Below are 24,066 nucleotides of genomic sequence, written 5' to 3' on the forward strand. Positions count from 1 at the left end.
ATTAAAAGTCACATCAATAATGATGTGGCTTTTTTATGTATAATACATGTATAAAAACTTATTAAATGTGTAAATGGTGCCTGAGATAACTTTATATGGTATGATACTGGTGAGTTTATTTATTCGAGAAATATGGGATCTTGTTAAAGGAGTTCAGGATGACAATTCTTACGATTTTGTTAGCATTCTTCTTCATTTTAAATTTTATTTTATCAGGTATCGTTATATTTCTAGAACGGAGAAATATAGGGGCAACTTGGGCGTGGTTGTTAGTTTTACTTTTCATACCTGTTGCTGGATTTATTATATATTTAATTTTTGGACAAAATTTAAGCAGAAGAAGAATTTTTTATTGGAAAGATCAGGAGAAAATTGGGATAAAAGAAATATCTCAGCGCCAAATAGATATGCTCAGAAATAATAAATTTCCTTTCCATGATGAACGTACTGTTCAATATAAAGAACTTGTTTATATGCTTCTTGTTAATGATGATGCGGTTATGTCCCATGACAATGATGTAGAAATTTTTATTGATGGGGATGACAAATTTCAATCGCTTTTTGAGGATATAAGAAAGGCAAAGGATCATATCCATTTACTCTACTACATCGTTCGTGATGATTTATTAGGTCAGAAGCTCGTAGAACTGCTGACGATTAAGGCGAAAGAGGGGGTAACTGTTCGTTTCGTTTATGACGATATGGGCTCAAGAAGACTACCGCGTAAATTCTTTAAGTCACTAATCGATGCAGGGGGCCAAGTCGCTTCATTCTTCCCAGCTAAAATCCCGATGCTTAATTTGCGAGTAAATTTTCGCAATCATAGAAAGTTAGCCATTATTGATGGAAATATTGGTTATATCGGTGGTTTCAATATTGGTGACGAATATCTAGGTTTAAATAAGCGATTCGGATATTGGCGTGATACTCATTTGAAAATTACTGGAAAAGCTGTGTATGCTATGCAAACACGCTTTATTCTTGATTGGAATCAGGCTTCATCAAAAGAAATCAGGTATGAGGGAAGATATTTCCCTGACATTCCATCTATAGGTTACACCGATGTTCAAATTGTATCTAGTGGTCCTGATTCAGAATGGGAACAAATTAAAAATGGTTATATTAAAATGATCAATTCTGCCAAAAAGTATATTTTCATGCAAACACCTTACTTTATCCCCGACGATAGTTTATTAAATGCTATAAAAATTGCTATTCTATCTGGTGTCGATGTAAGGTTAATGATCCCTAATAAGCCGGATCATATGTTTGTGTATTGGGCAACCTATTCCTATGTAGGTGAGCTATTGAAAACTGGTGCAAAGGTTTATATTTATGATAATGGATTCATTCATGCGAAAATGTTAGTGGTCGATGGGAAAATTGCGACTGTCGGAACAGCAAATATTGATAATCGAAGTTTCCGATTAAATTTTGAGGTTAATGCATTTTTATATAGTCATCATATTTCAAAGAAACTCGAAAAAATATACATGGATGATATGGGAAAATCAAAGGAATTAACATTAGAAGAATATCTATTACGTCCGAAATGGATTCGTTTTAAGGAGTCCATTTCTAGATTATTATCTCCGATTTTATAACGTTACGAAAAGAGGGTTGCCCGAGAAATGGGTAGCCCTCTTTTTGTTGTTTGTAAACTGATTTTGACAAAAGTCTACAGAAGGCGTACAATTTAAAATATTTTAACTTTAGTGTCAATTACATAACTAAATGGATATGGGGTGCTAATTTAATGGAGAAATCATTTGAAACAGCAATTGTACATAATTCTTTAATAAATACCTCGAATATACATAGTAAAACAACACCAATATATCAGACCTCTGCATTTACGTTTCAATCATTGGAGGCATTAGAAGAGTTTTATCAAGGGAATATTCCATATCTCTACTCCCGGACTGGTAACCCAAATACAGATGAATTAGGACAAGCTGTTGCAAGATTAGAAGGTGCACCTGATGGTGTTGCTACATCCTCAGGACTCTCCGCTATTTTAGCAGGGATATTAGCTGTCGCCTCTGCTGGCGATCATATTGTTGCGGCAGATGATATATATGGCGGAACCCATCATTTATTAAAACACGAATTAAAGGAACTTGGAATTGAAACCACATTTATCCCTTTTAAAGATGCTTCAATGATTCGAAAGGCGATTCAATCGAATACAAAGCTTCTTTATTCCGAAACAGTAACCAACCCATTTTTACGGATAGAAAACGTGACTGAATTGGTTCGAATCGCAAAGGAATTTCAGCTTTGCACAATGGTAGATAATACATTCGCAACTCCATATTTATTGCAGCCGTTTATCGACGGAGTGGATATTGTGGCTCATAGCGCAACGAAATATATAGGTGGGCATAGTGATGTAACCGCTGGCGTAATTGTTGGAACAGAAACATTGATGGCAAAAGCAAGACAAAAGGTAGTTAATTTGGGTACAAATTTAAGTCCCTTTGAAGCATGGCTTACTAGTAGAGGGTTAAAAACACTTGCATTAAGAATGGAGCGCCAAGCAACTAATGCTCAATTGTTAGCAGAAAGCCTAACGAATCATTCCAATGTAAAAAGAGTTTACTATCCAGAAAATCTATCAACTAAGGGAAATGGTGCGATAGTTACCATTGAATTAGGAGAAGCTGTAGATATTCATCAGTTTTTTTCCTCTTTAGGTTGGGTAAAACTTGTTCCTACATTAGCAGGAGTGGAAACAACTGTATCCTATCCGTTTGGAACATCTCATCGCAGTCTTACTTTAGAGGAGCAAGAAAGCATAGGAATCAATCAGTGGGTTATTCGCATTTCGGTAGGAATAGAAGATTCAGCAGATATTATTAAGCAATTTAAGCGTGCGATAGAAGCCGCATTATAAGATTGGTATCAAGTTTAGTATCGTTTGCTACTTTGATAAAAAGTCATGCCTTTTCACTTAGCGGCTGTTTTAAAGGGATGAAAGAAATATCCACTAAAAAGTTTTTTTAATAGAAAAAAGGTTGACGAACTATTCATCCATCTTTTATAATGCAAAACAAGAGCAATTTAAAATTTTCTAAATTTAATAATCACTCTTATCGTGAGCGGCGGAGGGACTAGGCCCTTTGAAGCCCGGCAACCTTCAAGCATTCGTGCTTGAAAAGGTGCTAATTCCTACAGATCAATTAGATCTGAAAGATAAGGGGAGGAACTGATATAATAAGCCCTCTTCTTATGAAGAGGGTTTTTTGTTTCCCCTCATTCCATACTTCTCAAATCCCACAACAGAGGAATTACTCAATGAACCTTACCTAGTTTAAGCGGCTTAATGTTATTAGCCATTGAATGTTATTTAGCCTCACCTGAATAATAAAAAGATCTAGGAGGAATTCAAAATGACAAATGAAAACTATCAACCAGAAACGTTATTACTTCATGGGGGACAGCAGCCTGATCCAACGACAGGTTCACGGGCTGTTCCGGTTTATAAGACGACATCCTATGTTTTTAAAGATACAGATCATGCCCAAGGGTTATTTGCCCTTGAACAACCTGGCTATATTTATACAAGAATTGGCAATCCAACGGTTGATGTATTTGAGCAGCGTATTGCCCTTTTGGAAGGGGGAACAGCAGCTGTTGCACTTTCATCAGGGATGGCCGCCATTGCTTTTTCTATTTTAAATATTGCTAGTGCAGGAGATGAAATTATCGCTGCTGGAAATCTTTATGGCGGGACTTTTAATCTCTTTGCAACGACGCTTCCTAGATATGGGATTCAAGTGAAATTTGTTGATGCAACTGATCCGGAAAATTTTCGGGAAGCAATCACTCCGAAAACGAAAGCTCTCTTTGCAGAAATTATTGGCAATCCAAGCCTACATGTTTTAGATGTTGAGGCAGTAGCAAATGTTGCCCATGAAAACGGAATCCCGTTGATCATAGATAATACTTTCGGAACTCCATATCTTTCTAATCCAATAAAATGGGGTGCTGATATTGTAGTTCATTCCGCTACTAAATGGATTGGCGGACATGGAACGACAATCGGCGGTGTCGTGATTGATGGTGGTAAATTTGATTGGAATAGTGATAAATTCCCTTATTTTAAAGAGCCAGATGAAAGTTATCATGGCCTTCGATATGGTATTGATGTGCCTCAAGCAGCATTTGCCACAAAGCTTCGTGTGCAGTTATTGCGTGATTTCGGTGCTAGCTTAAGTCCTGATAGTGCATTCTTATTATTACAAGGTCTTGAAACATTACATCTACGTGTACAAAAGCATAATGAAAATGCATTGAAGATTGCCCAGTTTTTACAAGATCATCCTGCCGTTGCTTGGGTTAATTATACAGGACTAGAGGAACATCCATCATATGAGCTTGCAACTAAATATTTCAAAGGTGGATTTGGTTCCATTGTCAACTTTGGGATTAAAGGTGGTCGGGAAGTAGGAAGAAAAGTCATCGATGAGATAAAATTATGGTCTCATGTTGCAAATGTGGGGGATGCAAAATCTTTAATTATCCATCCTGCATCTACTACCCATCAACAGCTTAATGCAGAGGATCTTAAACTAACAGGTGTAACAGAGGAACTGATTCGCCTTTCGGTCGGTTTGGAAGCAGTAGAGGATTTAACAGCAGATTTAGATCAAGCGATTGTAAAAGCAACAAGCGTCACAGTATAGAAATAGTAAATTTTTGCACAGTCGGTCAGGCGAATAAGGGGGATTTCTTAATGTCAGTCATAAAGGCAGCGCTTTTAGGTTTTGGAACGGTTGGTGAAGGTGTCTATACTGCAATTCACTCCCATCAACAGCAGCTTAATGAACTGCTGGGAGTAAGGGTGGAAATTGTTGCGGTATTGATTCGGGATAAAAATAAAAAGAGAGACATTGAGTCGAATATACTTGTCACAACAGATTTCGAAGAGATTCTTAATATACGTGATTTGGATGTAGTTTTTGAAGCGATTGTAGGAGAGGAACCAGGTTACACGTATTTGAAGCAGGCAATTGATAAGGGCATCCATGTGATTACAGCTAATAAGGTCATGTTTGCAAAATATGGGCAGGAATTAATTCATAAAGCAAAGCAACGGAATGTAAAACTTGCATTTGAAGCAACAACGGCTGGTGGGGTTCCAATTATAAGAACCATCCAACGATTGCTGCAAGTTAATCGAATTACAAAGGTTCAAGGGATACTAAATGGCACCTCAAATTTTATTTTGACAAAAATGAGAGAGAACAAGTTGTCATTCGAGGCAGCTCTTCATTTAGCACAGCAAAAAGGCTATGCGGAGGCTGACCCGACGAATGATATTAGTGGAAAAGATGCCTTTTGTAAATTAATGATATTAAGTCAACTTGTATTTGGTGAACAGCCATGCTGGTCTGAAGTGAAAATTGAAGGAATCACTTCGATTTCCCAGCAACAAATAGAAGAAAAAGAGCATCAAGGTCAAAGATATAAACATATTGCGGAGATTTATAAAGAAGGCAAGCTGATAAAAGCTTCTGTGAAGCCGATTATTGTTGACAGTAATCACCCACTGTACTGGATTGAAGGTGTCGAAAATGCCATTGCACTAGAAGCAAGCTTGGTTGGAAATATTACATTACAAGGACCTGGAGCTGGGAAAATGCCTACAGCGAGTGCGATGATTGAGGACTTTGCTGAAATAGTCCAACACCAACAGTTACAGGAGAAAATCCCTGCATTGCAAATGTAAAACTGGCGACTTCGCCAGTTTTTTTATTTAGAAAATGACAACTATTTAGAAATACTTTTTATCTATCGCCTAGCCCACCTCTGAGATCAAGAAACCAATAATGTAGTTGTTGATTTTAAGAATATGAGTACTTGTCGAGGGCTGATTAAGGTGCACGACTGGATTTGTTGAATATCCTGGTTATGAAAGTTTCATAACTCGTCCTTTTCTCACATATATTGAAGAATAGGCTTACAAACTATGCGGAACCAATCTTACTCCCTTAGCGGAAGGATCCGTCAGCATGCTTTTTAAGAGAGGGGGACGCTTATGAAACGGAAATGGATGGCAGTGATGGTCTCAGGTGCATTAATAACAGGTGCAAGTGGAACATATGTCGGAATGAAATGGTTTGAAGCAGAGGATGTTCAAATAAATGAACAATCAAAGGACGAGCATTTTCTGGAATCTACAAATAGCAAGGGGCAATCCCTTCCAGATTTAGCGAAAATCGCCCAAGCGTATAATCTCATCAAAGGTTCTTATGTTGAGGAAGTGGATGATCAACAACTAGTTGAAGGGGCAATACAAGGTATGGTGAGTACTTTAGATGATCCATACTCGATATATATGGATGCCAAAACAGCTTCCAAATTCAATCAAACATTAGAATCTTCATTTGAAGGAATTGGAGCAGAGGTAACCGCAAAAGATGGAAAAATCCTAATTGTTTCCCCATATAAAAATTCCCCTGCAGAAAAGTCGGGGTTAAAACCGAAAGATGAAATTATCAAAATCGATGGGGAAAGTATTGAAGGTCTGGATTTGTATCAAGCTACAACAAAGATTCGCGGAAAAAAAGGAACGACAGTAACGCTTGATATTAAGAGGGAAGGAGTTAGTAAGGCCCTTCAATTTAAGGTGAAGCGTGATGAAATCCCGATGGAAACAGTATTTGCAAGTATAAAGTATGAAGGGAATAAACCGATTGGTTATATTGAGATCACGCAGTTTTCCAAAGATACGGCAAAAGATTTTAAAAGAGAATTGAAAAAACTTGAAAAACAAAATATGAAAGGGTTAATTATTGATGTAAGAGGAAATCCGGGAGGGCTTTTGCTTAGTGTTCAAGAGATTTTAGATACACTTGTAACGAGCCAAAAGCCTTATTATCAAATCCAACAGCGGGATGGTGAGAAGCTACCCTACTACTCAAACCTGGAGAAAAGTAAACCGTATTCGATTGCTGTCCTCGTAGATGAGGGGAGTGCATCAGCATCGGAAATTCTTGCAGGTGCATTGAAGGAAGCAGAAGGGTATACATTAATTGGTGAAAAAACATTTGGAAAAGGAACAGTTCAGGATGCCGTTCCAATGGGAGATGGAAGCACAATAAAATTAACAATGTATAAATGGCTTACACCAAACGGAAATTGGATTCATCATAAGGGAATTCAACCTACAATCGAAATGAAACAACCAGATTATTTTTATATTCATCCATTAGAGGTTGAGGAAACATTGAAGCCTGATATGAATAATGAGCAAGTTAAAATTGCACAGAAAATGCTTGATGGTCTCGGATATTCACCGGGTCGTAGTGATGGTTATTATAATCAAAAAACAAAAACAGCGGTAAGAGCCTTTCAGAATCAAGTAAGCCTACCTGCTACAGGAGAGCTTGATGTGAAAACAGCTCAACGATTAGAAGAAGAAATTATCTCAGCAATTAAGGATGAAAAAAATGATCTTCAATTACAAGTTGCATTAAAATACTTTCAATAGTATCTAAGTATCTATTTATTTTGAAGGAGATTCAATCAGTCATACATTTCTTTACCACCTAACCGATCAATCGATATTTAATATAGATTGTTGTTTTAGTAATAGCCCTCCTAGCGATATTTAAACCTAGTAAATACTTAAGCGACTTTATGGATTATACAGTGACATAGAAGGGTTAGTCTTCAACCTATATTCATTAGTTAATGATTAACCTAAAATAGCAATAATGTTTAGGAAAAGAGCTTAATATAAAACTGATCATAGGTTTTATGCGAACAATCTGCTAAAATAAGAATAATAGATTGTACTTGGTAAGGTGGTGGAAGAATTTGAGTCAGGTGTGGTTAATTGAAATCCTAAAAGGAATAGGGAAGTTCTTTCTTCATCCGATCTTCTATTATTCGATCTTTTTGGCTATTCTTGCAGGGATTGTTCGAGTAAAAAAAGAACGGAATGATTTCCATATTCGTGTATATGATATATATCAAGAATTGCGCTATCTATTACCAGCAGGTTTATTAATAGGATTAATTGTATCTTTGATTACGATTAGCAGTGGTTTTGTTATTTCTTTTTCAATGATTGCTGTACTTGCTATTATAACCATCGTACTTAGCCTTATTGGAAATTTTCGCTATCTATCTTCTGCATTTACAATTGGTTTTTCGTTTATCCTATTATTTTTAGCTAGCGAAATGAATTGGGATTTTCCAATATTATCTGAACATCCATCAGACAGTAGTTTGTCAGGATTTATCGTAATACTTGGTATACTGCTGATTGTTGAAGGGATTCAAATGGTTCGGAATGGAACAAAGAAATTTTCACCGATTCTTCGAGAAAGTCGTCGTGGATTAACTGTAGGAGCGCATCAAGTAAAAAGAATATGGTTGATACCGGTTTTTTGCTTCCTTCCTGTTGGGCCTATGACTGCTCCTTTTGAGTGGTGGCCGACCTTTGACTTTGGTACTACATCCTATTCACTCATTCTTATCCCATTTGCTATTGGCTTCCAACAACAAATCCAAAGCACATTACCACAAATAGCGGTTAAGCGGATTGGTATGAATGTTATATGGCTTGGTATTATTGCTTTAGCAATTGCAATAGCTGGTATGTGGTGGTCTATCTTTTCCATTGCAGCTGTTATTATTGCGATACTAGGAAGAGGATGGATTTCTTACCGTCATCGAGTCCGCGAAAATTCAGCAACCTATTATTTCACTCCTCAGAAAAAAGGGCTTATGGTATTAGCCATTATTCCTTTTTCACCAGCCGAGAAATTAGGGCTGCAAATGGGAGAGATTATTTATAAATGCAATGGACAAATAACACTTAATAAGAATGAGTTTTATAAAGCTCTTCAAAAAAATCGTGCGTATTGTAAATTAGAAGTTTTTGATGTGAACGGAGAAATTCGCTTTGTTCAAGGTGCGTTATTCGAGGGAGATCATCATGAGTTAGGGATATTGACAATTGAGGATAAGAAAAAGTGGAATGGCAATGAAGCATCTTAGTCTTATTTTCTATCATTCTCTCAAAGGAACCATGTCAATCTGATATGGTTCCTTTGTGTCACTAAAAAAATTAGAGGTGGAGTATGAGTCAGTTTACACACTTAGAATTTCTACAAAATATAGGTTCACAAAAGCCAAAAACAATAAATAATCATGAGACACAATGTCCCTTTTGTCAGGTGGATCAACTAGAAAACATACTGGCACAACAAGATACGATCATATTATTGAAAAATAAATATGCAACACTAAAGGATACTTTTCAAACAGTATTAATAGAAACAGACCAATGTCAATCGGATCTATCTTTATATACGAAAGAACATCTTTATCAATTGATAGATTTTGGTGTTCATCATTGGTTGGAGATGGTAAATAGCGGAAAATACACTTCTGTCATTTTCTTCAAAAATCATGGTCCGTTATCAGGAGGGACAATCCGTCATCCCCATATGCAAATTGTTGGACTTCGGAATATCAATTATCAACATAATATAAATAAAGCTGATTTTATGGGGATTGAAATAGCAAGTCAATCAAGTGTAGAGTTCAATCTCTCAAACAAACCAAGAATGGGCTTTTTTGAATATAATGTTCTTTTGCACGATCTTAAAGATTTGCAGATCATGGCGGATTATATTCAATTAGCCGTACATTACATTCTTCATCATAGTCATTTTAAATGTGAAAGCTACAATCTTTTTTTCTATCAAATAGATGGGCAGATAGCTTGTAAAATTATTCCTAGATACATTACCCCCCCTCTATTTGTAGGATATTCGATACCACAGGTCGCAAGTAATTTAGATGAAATTGTAGACCGAATAAAAAGCATCTATAAATTATAAGTCCTATGCTTAATAAATAGTATAGGACTTATTTGTATTATTAAGGTAAAGGGTTATTTAAATTTTGCCATTCGTTTAATATCATTGTTTTTTCCAATCACAATGATTATGTCATGTAGCTTTAATTGATCATTTGGCTCTGGGGCGATTGCCATTTTCCCATTAGCATGTCGGATCGCAATGATGTTGACATTGTATTTAGCACGGATGTCTAGATCGATAAGTGATTGTCCTACTAATGCATCAGGTATCTTTACTTCTTCAATACTGTATTCCTCTGATAGTTCGATATAATCGATAATATTTGGAGTCATTAGTTTATGAGCAATTCGTAATGCCATATCTCGATCTGGATAGACGACTTCAGTTGCCCCAACTTTTGATAAAACAATTCCATGATGCTTATTAAGAGCTTTTGCAACGATATGCTTAACACCTAGTTCATGTAAGATTACGACAGTTAATATACTGGCTTGCATATTATCGCCAATCGAGACAATAACCGTATCAAAATTTCGTATTCCTATGTTTCGCATGCTTAACTCTTCCGTTGAATCTGCAATAATGGCATGGCTGACAATGTCTTGATGCTCATCAATTCGATCTTCATTAATATCGATGCCAAGAACTTCATTATTTGCTGAATAAAGTGCTTGTGCAATGGCTGATCCGAACCTTCCAAGTCCAATCACTGCGTATTGTTTTGGCATAAAATTTCCCACCTAATTAAAAATAAATAGCTGTTTTTGTGTAGTTTGTTGCATTTGTAAAAGCCCAACTGGTGACTTTTGCACCCAATAAAGGATTCAAGTGATTCTTATGGAGACTACAGCTTTTTTAGTGAAACAGCCGATAGTTATTTGTAAAAAATAGCAACAATGTTTGAGAAAAGAGCCAATAAATTAACCAATCATAAACCTTCCTTTTGGATAACGATAGAACTCTTTGTCTTGTTTATGGGTTAAAGCGATTGCAATCGTTAATGGCCCTAAACGGCCGATAAACATTGTTAAGGCTATAAGAATTTTGCCGAATATGGAGAGATCTGGAGTAAGTCCCATTGAAAGTCCCACCGTTCCGAATGCAGATGTTGCTTCAAAAAGAATAACAAGAAAGTTGGTTTCAGCTTCAGTAATAGAAAGAATCATAGTAACAAGAATGACAACGATAAAACCAATTAACGAAACGGTAATTGCTTTATAAATCGTCGTCGGAACTAATCGCTGACGAAAGAATACGACATCTTGTTTCCCCTTTACTTGTGACCATGCTGCACCTAATAAGGTGACGAAGGTAGTGGTTTTAATTCCTCCACCAGTTGAGCCTGGAGACGCACCGATAAACATTAGAATGATGATTAGAAATATAGAGGAATCAGATAAATCTCCAATACTTAATGTATTTGCTCCCGCTGTACGAGCTGTCACCGATTGGAAGAGTGAGGCTAATACTTTCCCAGAAAAAGATAAGGGTCCTAGCGTTTTTTGATTATAAAATTCTAACCAAAAAATAAAGATCGTTCCTAAAATGATCAGAGAGAAAGTGGTACATAGCACAACTTTGCTATGTAAAGAAAACTTTTGAAAGGATTTGTGTTCAAGAAAATCATGAACAACGATAAATCCAATTCCGCCTAAAATGATTAAGGAGGAAATTACAAGGGTAACAACAGGGTCTTCAACATATTCAGTTAGGCTACGAAACTCACCAAATAGGTCAAAGCCGGCATTATTAAAATTAGAGATGGAATGAAATATCCCATAATAGATTGCCCTCGAAATAGGCATATCAAAGGAAAAACGAATAGATAATAGAATTGCCCCTAATCCCTCTGTTAATACAGTAAAAAGGAAGACTGTTTTTACTAACCGTACTACACCTTGCGGAGAGACAACATTCAATGCCTCTTGTAATAATAATCGCTCCTTAAGAGAAATTTTTCTCCCGATTAATAAAGCAAATAATGTCGCGAAGGTCATAAAACCAAGGCCACCAATTTGAATTAAGGATAGAATGACAATCTGTCCAAATAATGAAAAGGTTGTTCCTGTATCTACAACAACAAGTCCGGTTACACAAGTTGCAGACGCGCAGTAAATAATGCATTTAACCAGCTAAGTCCACGATGATCCGTAGTTGAAACAGACAAGGAGAGTAGTAAAGTACCTATAAGAATAATAATGGCGAATCCAAGTATTAAAATCTTCGGGGGCGTTAGTTTTAAATTTCTATAGAGTTGATTAATCATGGTAAAATCCTTCCTTTGATCTCCATTTAGTTTAATGCAAGAAGAGGGCAATTATTCATTTGATAAAGTAATAACTTTGCTCTTGGTCCATCGACGACCTGGAGTGGTTAAGATTTGTTTGGTAGGTTCTAAGGCTAATTACCTTCATACAATATAATGAAGGCCATTAAAGGAGAGATGTACATGTATAACGTGTTGATGTTTGTAGATTCAGGGGTAGATGATTCCTTTGCCTTAATGTATGCATTACAACATCCTGAAATAAATGTTGTAGGAGTTGTGAGTGGATACGGGAATATAACAAAGGAACAATCAATGACAAACACCGCATATTTATTACACTTGGCAGGAAGAGAGGATATCCCTATTATTGCTGGATCATCTGGTCCATTATCGGGAGAAATTGCTAAGTATTATCCTGAAATTCACGGTCAAGAAGGATTAGGACCGATTAATCCTCCAAAGGAATTTGGCGAAGTCACGATATTTGACATTGATAAAATAATTGAAATTATTGATGCGTATCCTAATAAGCTTATTATTATTGGAATAGGGAGACAGACAGATGTAGCTTTACCTTTTATTATTTATGGAAATGATGCTTATCAGACGGTAAATGCATTTTATATCATGGGTGGTGCCTTTCTTGTTCCTGGCAATGTTACTGCTGAGGCAGAAGCTAATTTTTATTCTGACCCTATTGCTGCGTATCAAGTCATGGAAAAAGGAAGAAACATTTTTTTACATCCATTAAACATAACGAATAAAGCGATTATCCCACCTGAAACGATTGATTATCTAGCGCAAAATAGCCGATCAGCTTTTAAACCTATTATCAAGCCTGCATACGATTATTACTTGAATGCATATAAGAAGAATGTACCTGGTATACAGGCTGCACCGCTACATGATGTATTAACCATTAGTGCCCTAGCTAATCCATCCCTCGTAAAATACTTACCTAGAAGAGTAACAATTGAACAATTTGGGGCAGCAAGAGGAAAGAGCATTGCCGACTTCCGACCAAAACCGGACCCGCAGCCGAAGGAAACCCTTGATTGGATTGGAATGGAAGTGGATATTCCAAAGTTTATTGAGAACTTTACTACTGTTTTTATGGCATAGGTGAAAAAAACTATTACGGGTTGTAATGACAATTTGTAGTAGTTTTTTCATTCAATTCACTTGACAAGTAAGAGTTTTTTAATTATCTTTAATTCAAGATATTTGTAAACTAAATAATAAAATCATAGATATTATATAAAAAGGAGTGTGTATTATGCAATTAAAAGGAATTCATCATGTTTCCGCGATTACTGCAAATGCTCAGGAAAATCTTCATTTCTATACAAAAGTACTCGGTATGCGCTTAATTAAGAAAACGGTTAATCAAGATAATCCCTCTGTCTATCATTTATTTTATGGTGATGAAAAAGGGAGTGCTGGCACCGAATTAACATACTTTGAAATTCCACATGCTGCAAGAAACCACGATGGGAATAACAGTATTTCGGAGATATCCTTAAGGGTTAAAAATGATCGTGCAATAACGTTTTGGAAAAAGAGATTTGAAGAACTGAATGTAGAGCACGAGGAAATTACAGAAGTCTTTAATCGCCAAACCTTACGTTTTAAGGATTTTGAAGGGCAGCGAATGGCGCTTATCTCTGATGAAAAGAATACAGGAGTTGAAAGTGGCAAACCGTGGGAAAAAAGCCCAGTGCCGCAGGAGTTTGGCATCACTGGTTTAGGTCCGGTTAAATTAACGGTACCAGATGCAAAGCAAACGATAACCACTCTTACAGAGATTCTAGGATTTCATAAAAAAGGTCATTATCCATCACCTATTCCAGGTCAAAGTGATATTATCGTATACGAAACCGGCGAGGGTGGTACTGGAGCGGAAGTCCATATCGAGGAAAGAAATGATTTACCTCGGGAAAGATTAGGACGTGGCGGTGTCCACCATGTTGCCTTCCGTGTAGATAATGCGGATGAACTACATCATTGGATACAAAAAGTACAGAATGAACAAATGGTAAACTCTGGATTTGTTGATAGGTTCTACTTTAAATCTCTTTATTTTAGAGAACCTAATCGGATTCTTTTTGAGCTTGCAACAGACGGACCCGGATTTGCAACAGATGAAGACATCGAACATTTAGGGGAATCATTGGCATTACCGCCATTCTTAGAACCAAAACGAAATGAAATTGAGGCGGAATTAAAACCGCTTCAAACAAAACAATAAATTTTTTCAAAAAAGGGGGTAGTCCCCCTTTTTTTTATGTAATTTCCTGGAAACTAAGCGCGAATTTTCTTTGAAAAGTTTTAGGGCCAACTTTCCTTTATGGGAAAATCAAAGAGCCGAATTTCTTTACAAAGTTAGTGCTTAACCTTGCTATTATGTTTCAGAACGATAGGATTTCCCTTTTTCTTCACTTAGTCCAAAATAATGCCTGAAATTATAGATGAGTGGGCTCCAGCTTTTAGGATCTATATGATTCCCATCTCCTTTCATAATATTTTCATGAGCATGTACATGTATGGCTCGTGTCTCTACGATTGCAAAAAAGGGTGTTTCCTCTGGAATACGGAAATGTTTCATCTCTGCTTCAATTTGTATAGGGCATTCTGCAATTCTACTAGGTTGAACAGAAACAGATGGGATCGAAGTAAATTGTCCTGCTTGGAATTTATCTTTTTCAAATGTAAAACCCAGTTCCTTCTTTTCTGCTGGGATATCTTTTTTTCCAGTGTATGGTGCAAGTGCTTCGACATTTTTCCATAGTTCTGGATGAGGTATGTTGATCACACATTCAGAACATTTTTGTAAATTTTCAAATGCCTTCCCTTCGATTGAAATCCCAATGATCAGTGAGTCTCCTAATGCCCAAGAGGAGGATAGGGGACTAATATTTGTTGAACCATCCTCATTTAAGGTGTTCATTAAGATAACAGGTGTACCATAATATAAAATTTTAGGATGTATGATTCTTGATTTGGGCAATTGCTTGTTTATCATTGTTCTTTTCTCTCCTTATTATCGATTCAAAGGTAATGGTAATATGAAAAAAATACAAATATCATCGAAATATGGATGTTTTTCTTTTTACGAACTTTGTTTCGAATTAGTGATTGAAAAACTTCAATAAATGACCTGTTTTCTATATAATTTAAATAGAGGGAAAATTCTTGATGATAGGGGCGATAAACCTGAATATCACGAAACTACAACCAAGTCAATTTAGAGATGCACTACAATTATCAGAGTATGCTTTTCAGTATCAAATTTCAGAAGAAGAAGCAAAGAAAAAGATAGAATCATATATGGATCATGATATATACGGTATGTATGAGGATGAAGTATTAGCGGCAAAAATACATATTCGTCCATTTCAAATTTGGTTAAATGGTCAAAAAATAAGGATGGGTGGAATTGCAAATGTTGCCACTTATCCAGAGTACAGAAGAAATGGTTATATACGTGAACTTCTTACGCATTCCTTAGCTGAAATGAAAAAGAAGGGTCAACTTGTTTCTTATCTCCATCCATTTTCTATTGGTTTTTATCGGAAATTTGGATGGGAAACCTTCTCGAATTATATTAAAATTCATTTTTCCAAGGCAGATTTGATTAAACAAAATGAAGTTCCTGGATATATTAAGCGATTCACAAAGAAAAATTATACTAGAGATGTAGAAACTATCTATGATGAATATGCACAAAGATTTATTGGTATGTTTGCTCGTGATGAAAATAGGTGGAAAGATACAATAATTAATGATAGGAATATAGCGATTTACTATAATCTAGACCATGAGCCACTTGGATTTATTTTATATCAAGTAGCTAATTCAAGAATGGAAATTAGGGAATTCGTTACGATTCAACATGAGGCTAGAGTGGGACTTTGGAATTTCATTTGTCAGCATGATTCGATGGTGACAGAGATAGAAATGAATACATATGAAACAGACCCGTTTTTATTTACTCTAGCTAATCCTGATATGAAAGTACATCGTTTAACCTATGGAATGGCAAGAATTATTGATGTACAAGAATTTTTAAATGTTTATCCTTTTCAACCAACCAATCATGAATCTGTCTCATTCCAAATCATCGATGAAAATGCTCCTTGGAATACAGGAACATATACGTTAAGCAATCAATCAACAATCTCCTATTCACCACATATAGAGCAACAAGAAATGAGTTGCAGTTGCTTAACCATTAATCATTTTACAGCTTTATTATTCCGTTATAAATCAGCACAGGAGCTTGTAGATATTGGAGCAATAAAAGGAAATAAAGAAGAAATTCTTAAATTAGAAGAGTTACTCCCAAAGATAAACCCCAATCTAATGGATTTCTTTTAACCAGAGGATAAAAAAAGCCTGCTAGAAAAACGAAGAGCGAGGTAATCGCTCAATAGTTTAGCAGGCTTTTTTTGTTTTATAATATTTATTAGTTACTGTGAAAACGAGTTTACCTCCAAATCGGTCATCAAAGTCCCACAATTGTTACCGTAGAAAGGGGTTTTTGTCCAAAAGGGTCACCAATCGGCCTCAATGGTTACCGATGAAAGGGGTTTTCCGCCAAATGGGACACTAAAGGCCCTCAATGGTTACCGAGGAAAGGAGTTTTTGTCCAAAAGGGTCACCAAAGGTACTCAATGGTTACCGAGAACACGAGTTTTCCCGGAAAAGGGTCACTAAAGGCCTTCAATGGTTCCGAAGAAAGGAGTTTTCCGCCCAAAGGGACACTAAAGGCCCACAATGGTTACCGAGGAAAGGAGTTTTCCCGCCAAAGGGACACTAAAGGCCTTCAATGGTTACCGAAGAAAGGAGTTTTCCACTAAATGGGTCACCAAAGTCCCACAATGATTACCGTGGAAACGAGTTTTCCTCCGAATGGGTCATCAATGTCCCACCATGGTTACAGAAGAAAGGAGTTTCCCCTCAAAAAGGGTCACCAACCGCCCACAATAGTTACCGAGGAAAGGAGTTTTCCCGCCAAAGGGTCACTAAAGGCCTTCAATGGTTACCGAAGAAAGGAGTTTTCCGCCCAAAGGGTCATCAAAGTCCCACAATGGTTACCGAGAAAAGGAGTTTTCCGCCCAAAGGGTCACCAACCGCCCACAATGGTTACCGAGGAAAGGGGTTTTCCACTAAACCTGTCATTAAAGTCCCTCATTCGTTTTCCCCCTGGACCTGTTTTGTCTATCAGTAGCAGTCATTTTCTATGGACTTCAAATTTCCACTCATCCATATGTTGATCATCACGGAAATGTCGCTGAGTTATTGTGCCATTACCTTTTCTGCTTGCCAATAAATTTCACTGTATACATCTGCTAGTGCTTCGGCAGATCGATATAATTCATCTAATGTATTGTCTACACCACCAATTTCAAATAACATAGCTTGTGAGGCAAGATCTTGATTGTATTTTCCATTTCCTTCATCAAATCCTTTAGAAAAGATATGGAAGATAAGACCAGGATATTTTGCTTCCATTTTCTTTTTGAATTCAAGGGCGAAACTACGGTTTTTTTCATAGTTTTGCACTTCTTTGCCAAGAACTAGAGAGATTCTCGCATAGGATTTTCCATTGATCGTTGTCGTAGTAAGTTCTCGTCCTTGGGAATCCCTGTGAATATCGATAATGTTTGTTATATCTGTATTTTTCGCTAAAGCTGAAGCGACAATCGTTCTTGATACATTATAGGCGGCATTCGTTTTTAATCCTTTAGCATTTAGCATTTCAGCCATATTTGTTTTATCATGGAGTACACCTATACCTCGCTTCTCTAGTTCCTCAGCAAGCTTAGATCCCACAGCAATAACATTCACTTTTTCATTATTGCTTGAAACTGCCCCGTTTTTTAATAATGGCTTAAAGGATTCATAACTATGGGTGTGATAAATATAGACTACCTTTCTTCCATTGGTTGTTTGATCAGGTTTTTCCGTCTCTTCTGGTGTCTCCTCTGTAATGATTTTGTCTTCATTAATTTCATTATCCTTTAACAATTCCTCAAGTGGGGGAGAAGATTCAACAGGCAAGTTTGTATAATCCGCTCCATTTCCGGCGTAAATAATTTCAGCGTCATATGCGTAAAATCCAGGTAACTCTCTACCTAATAAACTTCGAATATCCCCTGGTTTTAAATTAGTAGCTGCTTTGAAAACGATGGTTGATACTTTTGGAGGTTTAGTTTTTGCAGGTAAAACATCTGAAACCTGTGAAAACTCCATGCCCATTAAGTAAATAAAGTTTTCAGGTGCAAAGTTTTTGATGGATTGACTGACATAGGTGGAAGTGAATAATTTACTGCCGAAAGAGGTCAATAGGCTAGAAACAACTAGAATCCCAGTTACTAGTAGGAAAGGTATAAGGAACGATAATCTCAATTTCATCCATCCACCTCACATCTATAAGATAAAAAATTAGCATATTCATATCCATAAATTTATATGTTTTTATCGAAATTAATAGAATAAAAAAAGAGAATTAGATAAGAAAAGAAAAAATAGATTATTTTTTCTTTATAAGGATGGTAAAATAAAAAAAGTTGAAGGAGGTAGAATAATTTGCATTTATGGGAATCTTTTGTAGCTTTTGTTCTTGGATTGGTAGAGGGGTTAACCGAATTTGCTCCAGTATCATCTACAGGACATATGATTATTGTCGATGATCTTCTTTTAAAATCAAAGGAATTATTCTCACAGGAAATAGCAAATACGTTTAAAGTAGTGATTCAATTAGGATCAATTCTAGCGGCTGTTGTAGTCTTTTGGGACAGGTTTTTAAACTTGTTAGGCTTAAAGAAAAATGTAACAGTAGAACAACAAAGAGGTCAACGCCTGAAATTGTCTCAGGTCATTGTCGGTTTAATTCCTGCGGGAGTACTTGGATTTCTTTTTGATGATTACATAGATGAACATTTATTTTCCGTGAATACGGTAGTAATCGGATTATTTGCAGGGGCTATTTTAATGATTGTAGCTGACTTGGTTCGTCCACGTAAGCCAAAAGTAGAAACTGTTGATCAAATGACCTATACTCAAGCATTTATTATTGGTTTATTTCAATGTATTGCCTTATGGCCTGGTTTTTCGCGATCAGGTTCGACCATCTCTGGTGGGGTATTACTAGGACTTAACCATCGTGCTGCTTCCGACTTTACTTTTATAATGGCTGTTCCTATCATGGCAGGAGCTAGCTTTATATCATTGCTGAAAAATTGGGAATATATTACATCGGCTTCTATTCCATTTTTTATTGTTGGCTTTATTAGTGCATTTATTTTCGCATTATTAGCGATTCGTTTCTTCTTAAAGCTTATTAATAAAATAAAATTGATTCCATTTGCAATCTATCGAATCATTCTTGCCATTGTGATTTATTTCGTATTTTTATAAAAAACGTACCAATTAGAGGATAATAATATGTTGCTAATGTAAAAGCGTAATGTTTGCTTTTATAATCTAACATTACCTAAATAGCAACTATATTTGAGAAAAGAGCCAAAAAATAAAAAACGTCCATCATTGGACGTTTTTTATCATGAAGTAAAGAATTTACGGGCTTTTTCAAAGTATTCCATGTCTTCGTCAAGCAATTCTTCTTCATGAAAAATAGCATCAACAGGACATACAGCTTGGCAAGCACCGCAATCGATGCAAATATCCGGATCAATATAAAATTGATCTTTTCCTTCAGCAATACAGTCGACTGGGCAAACTTCTACACATTCAGCTGCCTTTTCCCCCTGACAAGGGAATGTAATAACATAAGCCATGTTACATTAACCACCTTTTTTTACCAATGGGGGCTGTCTGAAAAGTGCTTTTTAGAAACCCCTTGGTTCATTTCTTTATGTTATATTTTATCATATGAAAAGTTTGTTTTCGAATGAATCAATAAGAATTTTAGCTGATATTGATCAATTCTACTAATTGTTTAATGATTTTTGCATAAAGACGACTTGATTAGCGAGTCCATTGATTCGTTCGATAATGGTTTCATCAATGATTTCATTATTCTCATTAAAATGATCATTATGCACATAAACATAGTTTGGTGCAACATAGGAACGGAAGAAACCAGCAATTGGTTTTAATTGATTTTCAATTACTAGAAAATGCTGATAGGTTCCACCTGTTGCAGCAAATCCAATGACTTTGCCATGAAAGGCAGAAACAGGCACTAGATCAAATAAATTTTTTAAAGCTCCAGTCATTGAAGCTTGATAAATAGGTGTGGCAATGATATACATATCAGCATCTTTCACGATATCTATCACTTTTTTTGTGTCTCCTGTGTATGATGCAGGATCACGGCCATCACAAAATTGAATATCATATTTACCTAAGTCTAAACATTCTGTTTCAATTTCAGGAAATTGCTCTTTCGCTGAATCGAGAATCTTTTCTACGACTAACCGTGTTCTAGTTCCTGAAATTGTTCCAGAGATTCCAAGTAGCTTCATGTTAATCTCCTCAATTATAAATAAAATTATGTAGTCACATTGCTTATAATAAAATATGCAATGTCATTCGTTTGTGTACACTTTTTATATATTTTTGTATAAAATGTTGTTATAATAAATATATCAGAATCTTTTATTTCGTACAACGAAAAAAATTGATTGGCATTGAGAGGTGAAAAAAGTTGAAAAAAACAGCTTCGACCAAAGATGAAATTTTACATTTATTGAAAAGATATAAAAAGATGAGTGTTGTTGATTTAGAAACACATCTTGAAATTACAGGGATGGCAGTTAGACGGCATTTAAATAACTTAGAGAATGAACGTATGATTCAGTCCGAAACAATTCGCAAAAATATGGGAAGACCTGTTCAATTGTATTCATTAACGAAAATTGGTGAAGGACATTTTCCAAAAAGTTATTCCAATATGACTGTTGAATTTTTGGAGGATATTGAAGCAATAAATGGGCCAGAAATGATTGATGTATTGTTTCAAAATCGGGAAACTCGAATGGAAGCAAAATATAAAGCGCGTATTGAACAAAACGATTTAAAGGATCGAGTGGCTGAATTAGCGAAAATTCAAAATGAAAATGGATATATGGTTGACTGGGAAGAAAAGGAAGAAGGCGTATTTGAATTAATTGAGTATAATTGTCCTATTTTTGAGGTTGCCAGAAAATATCCAAAAGCCTGTTCATGTGAGCAAAGCTTATTCCAAAAGGTCTTACAAACAGATGAAATCGAGCAAGTCTGCTGTATGTCAAAAGGCGGTGACCACTGTAAATACCTCATCAAGGTGGCGGACAATAATGAATAAATAGTTAATGCTCTTTTTTTGCGTCGTATTCATCTCTATCTAAAAAGTTGTGGAAAGAGACTACTTAAAAAACTGAATAATTGTTGTGGACACCTCGACAGTGTTTGTCCTTCCATGTATGATTAGGAAAAAAGGGTTGGTTTTGGAAGGAGAAATTGTGGTGAAGAAGATATTAGTCGTAGATGATGAACCATCAATTGTAACGCTATTAAAATTCAACTTGGAACAAGCCGGTTTTTCTGTAATGACAGCTTCTGATGGGAGAGAAGGCTATGAAATGGCCTCTAATCAATCACCTGATATAATTGTCTTAGATCTCATGCTCCCTCAAATGGATGGGATGGAAATTTGTAAAAGACTACGTCAAGATAAAATTAATACACCAATCTTAATGCTGACAGCAAAAGATGATGAATTTGATAAAATCTTAGGTCTGGAATTGGGAGCGGATGATTATTTAACAAAACCATTCAGTCCTAGAGAAGTTATTGCAAGGGTGAAAGCAATATTAAGGCGGACCCAGGATGCTGGAGAAACAAGTTCGCAGGAAGATAAGTCACTAACAATTGGAAACCTAGAGGTGTTCCCTGAACAATTTGAAGCCTATTTCAATAAAGAAAAACTAGAATTAACTCCTAAAGAATTTGAATTATTACATTATTTGTCCAGTCATCGGGGGAAGGTATTAAGTCGTGATCAACTTTTAGATTCCGTGTGGAATTATGATTATGCTGGGGATACTAGAATTGTTGATGTTCATATTAGTCATCTCCGTGAAAAAATAGAAGAGGATACGAAACAGCCACAATATATTAAAACGATTCGTGGGTTTGGCTATAAAATGGAAGGACCCAAAAATGAATAAGCTGTGGCTGAAAATTTCCCTTCGATTTTTTATCCTTTTATTTTTAGTTCTTATTGCTATCGGTTTTTTTATTGCCGATATGATGAAAAATACATATATGGATATGACGCGAAATCAATTATTTCAAGATGCACATATTGTTTCTGAATTTATTAATACGAACTCTTTAAACGAAGATACGAACAGTTTACAAAAAAAGATTGAAAGTTTTTATGCAGAAAATCAACCGAGAATTACAGTCATTGATATCGATGGAAAGGTGCTTGCAGATTCAGAAGACAATCCTGAAAATATGGAGAATCATGCGAATCGTCCAGAGTTCAAGCAACTGATAAAAGGTCATAAAAAGAAGGCAGAGTCAATTCGCTATAGCCAGACCCTTGGCTATAATATGATGTATGTCGCTACTCCAATAAAAGATCAGCATCAGATTATTGGGGTAATCAGAGTTGCTTTTACCTTACAAAATATCGATCATGCAATCCAAAAACTATGGGTAAGTCTTGGGATAGCACTAGGAATTACACTAATTTTGGCAACTTTTATTGCTATTCGCCTATCTAAAGGGATAACGAGACCTATTGAGGATATTATTCAAGTAGCTAGTCGTTTGACGGAAAAAGATTATAGTAGTAGGGTCCGTGCAAAAACAAAAGGCGAACTTGATCAATTAGCAATCGCGATTAATACTCTTGCAAAAAGTTTACAGCACCAAATGGAGGAAATTAGGGAGAATCAACAAAAACTAACAGGGGTTTTAGAAAATATGGTGAGTGGCGTCATGCTTATCCAACCAACAGGTCGAATCGCATTAGTCAATCCCGCAATGGAGAAAATTATTGGAACAAGTGCCGAACAATTGACAGGAAAGCTACATATTGAAGCAGGGAAAAGCTTTGGACTTAGTCAGTTAATTGACCGCTCTTTGAAAGAAGTAACGAGTATCCATGATGAAGTACATATGTATTTCCCAACAGAAAGAATTCTTGATACACATATTGCTCCATATGTTGGAGTTAATGGTGATATTAAAGGGGTTATTACTGTGCTTCATGATATTACGGAAATTCGTAGACTTGAAAAAATAAGAAGTGAGTTTGTTGCCAATGTTTCGCATGAGCTAAAAACTCCAATAACTTCTCTAAAAGGATTTTCTGAAACATTACTTGATGGTGCCATGCATGATCCTGAGGTAACAAAATCATTTTTAACAATTATTCACGATGAAAGTGAACGACTTCATCGTTTGATTACTGATATTCTACATCTATCTAAAATCGAGCAACACCAGATTCCATTCCATCCTGAGCCACTAGATGTTATCAAGGTTATCTATGAAACGGTAGAAACGATGCAAGAGGAACTTAATAAAAAGCAGCTAACGATCACCCTTCCAGAAGAAGATCCGGTAATCATTGATGCAGAAAAAGATCGTCTCCGCCAAATCATTTTGAACTTAATTGCTAATGCAATTACCTATACACCTGAGAAAGGGTCAATTGAAATTAAATTGGATGATGAGGAAGAAAAAATTAAGATTCATGTAAAAGATTCGGGAATTGGGATAGCAAAAGAGGATTTACCACGTATATTTGAGCGTTTTTATCGTGTAGATAAAGCAAGATCTCGAAATTCGGGTGGGACAGGACTCGGACTAGCAATTGTTAAACATTTAGTAGAATCACATAATGGTGCGATTGAAGTAGATAGTGAAGAAGGGAAAGGTACAGAGTTTACTATTATTCTTCCCAAAAAACAATATTAGAGGATTTTG

At 36.0% G+C, this 24,066-nt stretch carries 19 protein-coding genes, 1 pseudogene and 1 riboswitch; of the genes and pseudogenes, 14 read left to right on the top strand and 6 right to left on the bottom strand.

From position 1 onward, the window contains the following. The first annotated feature begins 158 nt into the window (after positions 1 to 158). The 7 genes from cls (at position 159) to I5818_RS06360 (ending at position 9,863) form a co-directional block, all read left to right on the top strand. Complete coding sequence (gene cls / locus I5818_RS06330; RefSeq protein ID WP_078109835.1) at positions 159 to 1,604, top strand: cardiolipin synthase; 1,446 nt, start codon at positions 159 to 161, stop codon at positions 1,602 to 1,604. A 152-nt stretch (positions 1,605 to 1,756) separates the two neighbouring features. Continuing rightward, entirely contained in the window at positions 1,757 to 2,896 is a 1,140-nt protein-coding gene (locus tag I5818_RS06335; RefSeq protein ID WP_078109836.1) for a trans-sulfuration enzyme family protein, read from the top strand. A 193-nt stretch (positions 2,897 to 3,089) separates the two neighbouring features. Continuing rightward, positions 3,090 to 3,202, top strand: a riboswitch (SAM riboswitch). Between the two features lie 190 nt (positions 3,203 to 3,392). Next, on the top strand, positions 3,393 to 4,688 hold the full coding sequence (locus I5818_RS06340; protein ID WP_058002925.1) for an O-acetylhomoserine aminocarboxypropyltransferase/cysteine synthase family protein: 1,296 nt from the start codon (positions 3,393 to 3,395) through the stop codon (positions 4,686 to 4,688). Between the two features lie 50 nt (positions 4,689 to 4,738). Beyond that, positions 4,739 to 5,734, top strand: a complete 996-nt coding sequence (locus I5818_RS06345; RefSeq protein ID WP_078109837.1) for a homoserine dehydrogenase — start codon at positions 4,739 to 4,741, stop codon at positions 5,732 to 5,734. A 309-nt stretch (positions 5,735 to 6,043) separates the two neighbouring features. Next, the gene (locus I5818_RS06350; RefSeq protein ID WP_071976509.1) at positions 6,044 to 7,498 is read left to right on the top strand and encodes a S41 family peptidase; all 1,455 of its coding nucleotides are present in this window, start codon (positions 6,044 to 6,046) and stop codon (positions 7,496 to 7,498) included. A 338-nt stretch (positions 7,499 to 7,836) separates the two neighbouring features. Beyond that, positions 7,837 to 9,015, top strand: a complete 1,179-nt coding sequence (locus I5818_RS06355; RefSeq protein ID WP_313902941.1) for a PDZ domain-containing protein — start codon at positions 7,837 to 7,839, stop codon at positions 9,013 to 9,015. Positions 9,016 to 9,098: 83 nt separating this feature from the next. Continuing rightward, positions 9,099 to 9,863, top strand: coding sequence for a DUF4931 domain-containing protein (locus tag I5818_RS06360; protein ID WP_078109839.1), 765 nt, complete (start codon positions 9,099 to 9,101; stop codon positions 9,861 to 9,863). A gap of 53 nt (positions 9,864 to 9,916) precedes the next feature. On the opposite strand, the gene I5818_RS06365 is transcribed toward I5818_RS06360, so the two are convergent. Together I5818_RS06365 and I5818_RS06370 are read right to left on the bottom strand one after the other, a co-directional pair. Continuing rightward, positions 9,917 to 10,573 (bottom strand): potassium channel family protein, encoded by a 657-nt coding sequence (locus I5818_RS06365; protein WP_078109840.1) that lies wholly within the window; start codon positions 10,571 to 10,573, stop codon positions 9,917 to 9,919. 192 nt (positions 10,574 to 10,765) lie between these two features. Beyond that, positions 10,766 to 12,111, bottom strand: a pseudogene (locus I5818_RS06370) (TrkH family potassium uptake protein). Positions 12,112 to 12,294: 183 nt separating this feature from the next. On the opposite strand from I5818_RS06370, the gene I5818_RS06375 reads away from it, so the two are divergent. Further along, the gene (locus I5818_RS06375; protein ID WP_071976504.1) at positions 12,295 to 13,236 is read left to right on the top strand and encodes a nucleoside hydrolase; all 942 of its coding nucleotides are present in this window, start codon (positions 12,295 to 12,297) and stop codon (positions 13,234 to 13,236) included. A gap of 154 nt (positions 13,237 to 13,390) precedes the next feature. After that, positions 13,391 to 14,362, top strand: a complete 972-nt coding sequence (locus tag I5818_RS06380; protein ID WP_078109841.1) for a ring-cleaving dioxygenase — start codon at positions 13,391 to 13,393, stop codon at positions 14,360 to 14,362. A 153-nt stretch (positions 14,363 to 14,515) separates the two neighbouring features. Here the strand turns inward: I5818_RS06380 and I5818_RS06385 are convergent, their stop codons facing one another. Continuing rightward, positions 14,516 to 15,136: a flavin reductase family protein gene (locus I5818_RS06385; RefSeq protein ID WP_071977052.1), complete on the bottom strand. Its 621-nt coding sequence runs from the start codon at positions 15,134 to 15,136 to the stop codon at positions 14,516 to 14,518. 173 nt (positions 15,137 to 15,309) lie between these two features. Between I5818_RS06385 and I5818_RS06390 the strand changes: the two genes are divergently transcribed. Further along, positions 15,310 to 16,491, top strand: a complete 1,182-nt coding sequence (locus I5818_RS06390) for a GNAT family N-acetyltransferase (protein WP_078109842.1) — start codon at positions 15,310 to 15,312, stop codon at positions 16,489 to 16,491. Between the two features lie 921 nt (positions 16,492 to 17,412). Here I5818_RS06390 and spoIIP read toward each other — a convergent pair. After that, positions 17,413 to 18,531 (bottom strand): stage II sporulation protein P, encoded by a 1,119-nt coding sequence (gene spoIIP, locus I5818_RS06395; protein WP_078109845.1) that lies wholly within the window; start codon positions 18,529 to 18,531, stop codon positions 17,413 to 17,415. Between the two features lie 174 nt (positions 18,532 to 18,705). On the opposite strand from spoIIP, the gene I5818_RS06400 reads away from it, so the two are divergent. Then, positions 18,706 to 19,536 carry an undecaprenyl-diphosphate phosphatase gene (locus I5818_RS06400; RefSeq protein WP_058002913.1) on the top strand — a complete coding sequence of 277 codons (831 nt, stop codon included), beginning with the start codon at positions 18,706 to 18,708 and terminating at the stop codon, positions 19,534 to 19,536. A 143-nt stretch (positions 19,537 to 19,679) separates the two neighbouring features. Here the strand turns inward: I5818_RS06400 and I5818_RS06405 are convergent, their stop codons facing one another. Next, positions 19,680 to 19,916 (bottom strand): ferredoxin family protein, encoded by a 237-nt coding sequence (locus tag I5818_RS06405; protein ID WP_058002912.1) that lies wholly within the window; start codon positions 19,914 to 19,916, stop codon positions 19,680 to 19,682. 153 nt (positions 19,917 to 20,069) lie between these two features. Then, the gene (locus tag I5818_RS06410; protein WP_078109846.1) at positions 20,070 to 20,606 is read right to left on the bottom strand and encodes an NADPH-dependent FMN reductase; all 537 of its coding nucleotides are present in this window, start codon (positions 20,604 to 20,606) and stop codon (positions 20,070 to 20,072) included. A gap of 182 nt (positions 20,607 to 20,788) precedes the next feature. Here I5818_RS06410 and I5818_RS06415 point away from each other — a divergent pair, with 182 nt between their 5' ends. From I5818_RS06415 to pnpS, 3 genes are all read left to right on the top strand, one after another. Then, positions 20,789 to 21,427 carry a helix-turn-helix transcriptional regulator gene (locus tag I5818_RS06415; protein ID WP_235849595.1) on the top strand — a complete coding sequence of 213 codons (639 nt, stop codon included), beginning with the start codon at positions 20,789 to 20,791 and terminating at the stop codon, positions 21,425 to 21,427. 157 nt (positions 21,428 to 21,584) lie between these two features. Then, complete coding sequence (locus I5818_RS06420) at positions 21,585 to 22,292, top strand: response regulator transcription factor (protein ID WP_058003000.1); 708 nt, start codon at positions 21,585 to 21,587, stop codon at positions 22,290 to 22,292. Continuing rightward, the gene (gene pnpS / locus I5818_RS06425; RefSeq protein ID WP_078109847.1) at positions 22,285 to 24,057 is read left to right on the top strand and encodes a two-component system histidine kinase PnpS; all 1,773 of its coding nucleotides are present in this window, start codon (positions 22,285 to 22,287) and stop codon (positions 24,055 to 24,057) included. Before I5818_RS06420 ends, pnpS begins: the two co-directional genes overlap by 8 nt. Positions 24,058 to 24,066 lie beyond the last annotated feature (9 nt).

This window comes from Heyndrickxia oleronia (assembly GCF_017809215.1).
Classification (GTDB): Bacteria; Bacillota; Bacilli; order Bacillales; family Bacillaceae_C; genus Heyndrickxia; species Heyndrickxia oleronia.

Excerpts from the sequence above, each read along its gene's own strand:
- I5818_RS06340 (WP_058002925.1), top strand. The coding sequence starts at position 3,393 with ATGACAAATGAAAACTATCAACCAGAAACGTTATTACTTCATGGGGGA.
- pnpS (WP_078109847.1), top strand. The coding sequence starts at position 22,285 with ATGAATAAGCTGTGGCTGAAAATTTCCCTTCGATTTTTTATCCTTTTA.
- I5818_RS06375 (WP_071976504.1), top strand. The coding sequence starts at position 12,295 with ATGTATAACGTGTTGATGTTTGTAGATTCAGGGGTAGATGATTCCTTT.
- I5818_RS06380 (WP_078109841.1), top strand. The coding sequence starts at position 13,391 with ATGCAATTAAAAGGAATTCATCATGTTTCCGCGATTACTGCAAATGCT.
- I5818_RS06410 (WP_078109846.1), bottom strand. The coding sequence starts at position 20,606 with ATGAAGCTACTTGGAATCTCTGGAACAATTTCAGGAACTAGAACACGG.
- spoIIP (WP_078109845.1), bottom strand. The coding sequence starts at position 18,531 with ATGAAATTGAGATTATCGTTCCTTATACCTTTCCTACTAGTAACTGGG.
- I5818_RS06385 (WP_071977052.1), bottom strand. The coding sequence starts at position 15,136 with ATGATAAACAAGCAATTGCCCAAATCAAGAATCATACATCCTAAAATT.
- I5818_RS06335 (WP_078109836.1), top strand. The coding sequence starts at position 1,757 with ATGGAGAAATCATTTGAAACAGCAATTGTACATAATTCTTTAATAAAT.
- I5818_RS06365 (WP_078109840.1), bottom strand. The coding sequence starts at position 10,573 with ATGCCAAAACAATACGCAGTGATTGGACTTGGAAGGTTCGGATCAGCC.
- I5818_RS06350 (WP_071976509.1), top strand. The coding sequence starts at position 6,044 with ATGAAACGGAAATGGATGGCAGTGATGGTCTCAGGTGCATTAATAACA.
- I5818_RS06360 (WP_078109839.1), top strand. The coding sequence starts at position 9,099 with ATGAGTCAGTTTACACACTTAGAATTTCTACAAAATATAGGTTCACAA.
- cls (WP_078109835.1), top strand. The coding sequence starts at position 159 with ATGACAATTCTTACGATTTTGTTAGCATTCTTCTTCATTTTAAATTTT.
- I5818_RS06390 (WP_078109842.1), top strand. The coding sequence starts at position 15,310 with ATGATAGGGGCGATAAACCTGAATATCACGAAACTACAACCAAGTCAA.
- I5818_RS06405 (WP_058002912.1), bottom strand. The coding sequence starts at position 19,916 with ATGGCTTATGTTATTACATTCCCTTGTCAGGGGGAAAAGGCAGCTGAA.
- I5818_RS06345 (WP_078109837.1), top strand. The coding sequence starts at position 4,739 with ATGTCAGTCATAAAGGCAGCGCTTTTAGGTTTTGGAACGGTTGGTGAA.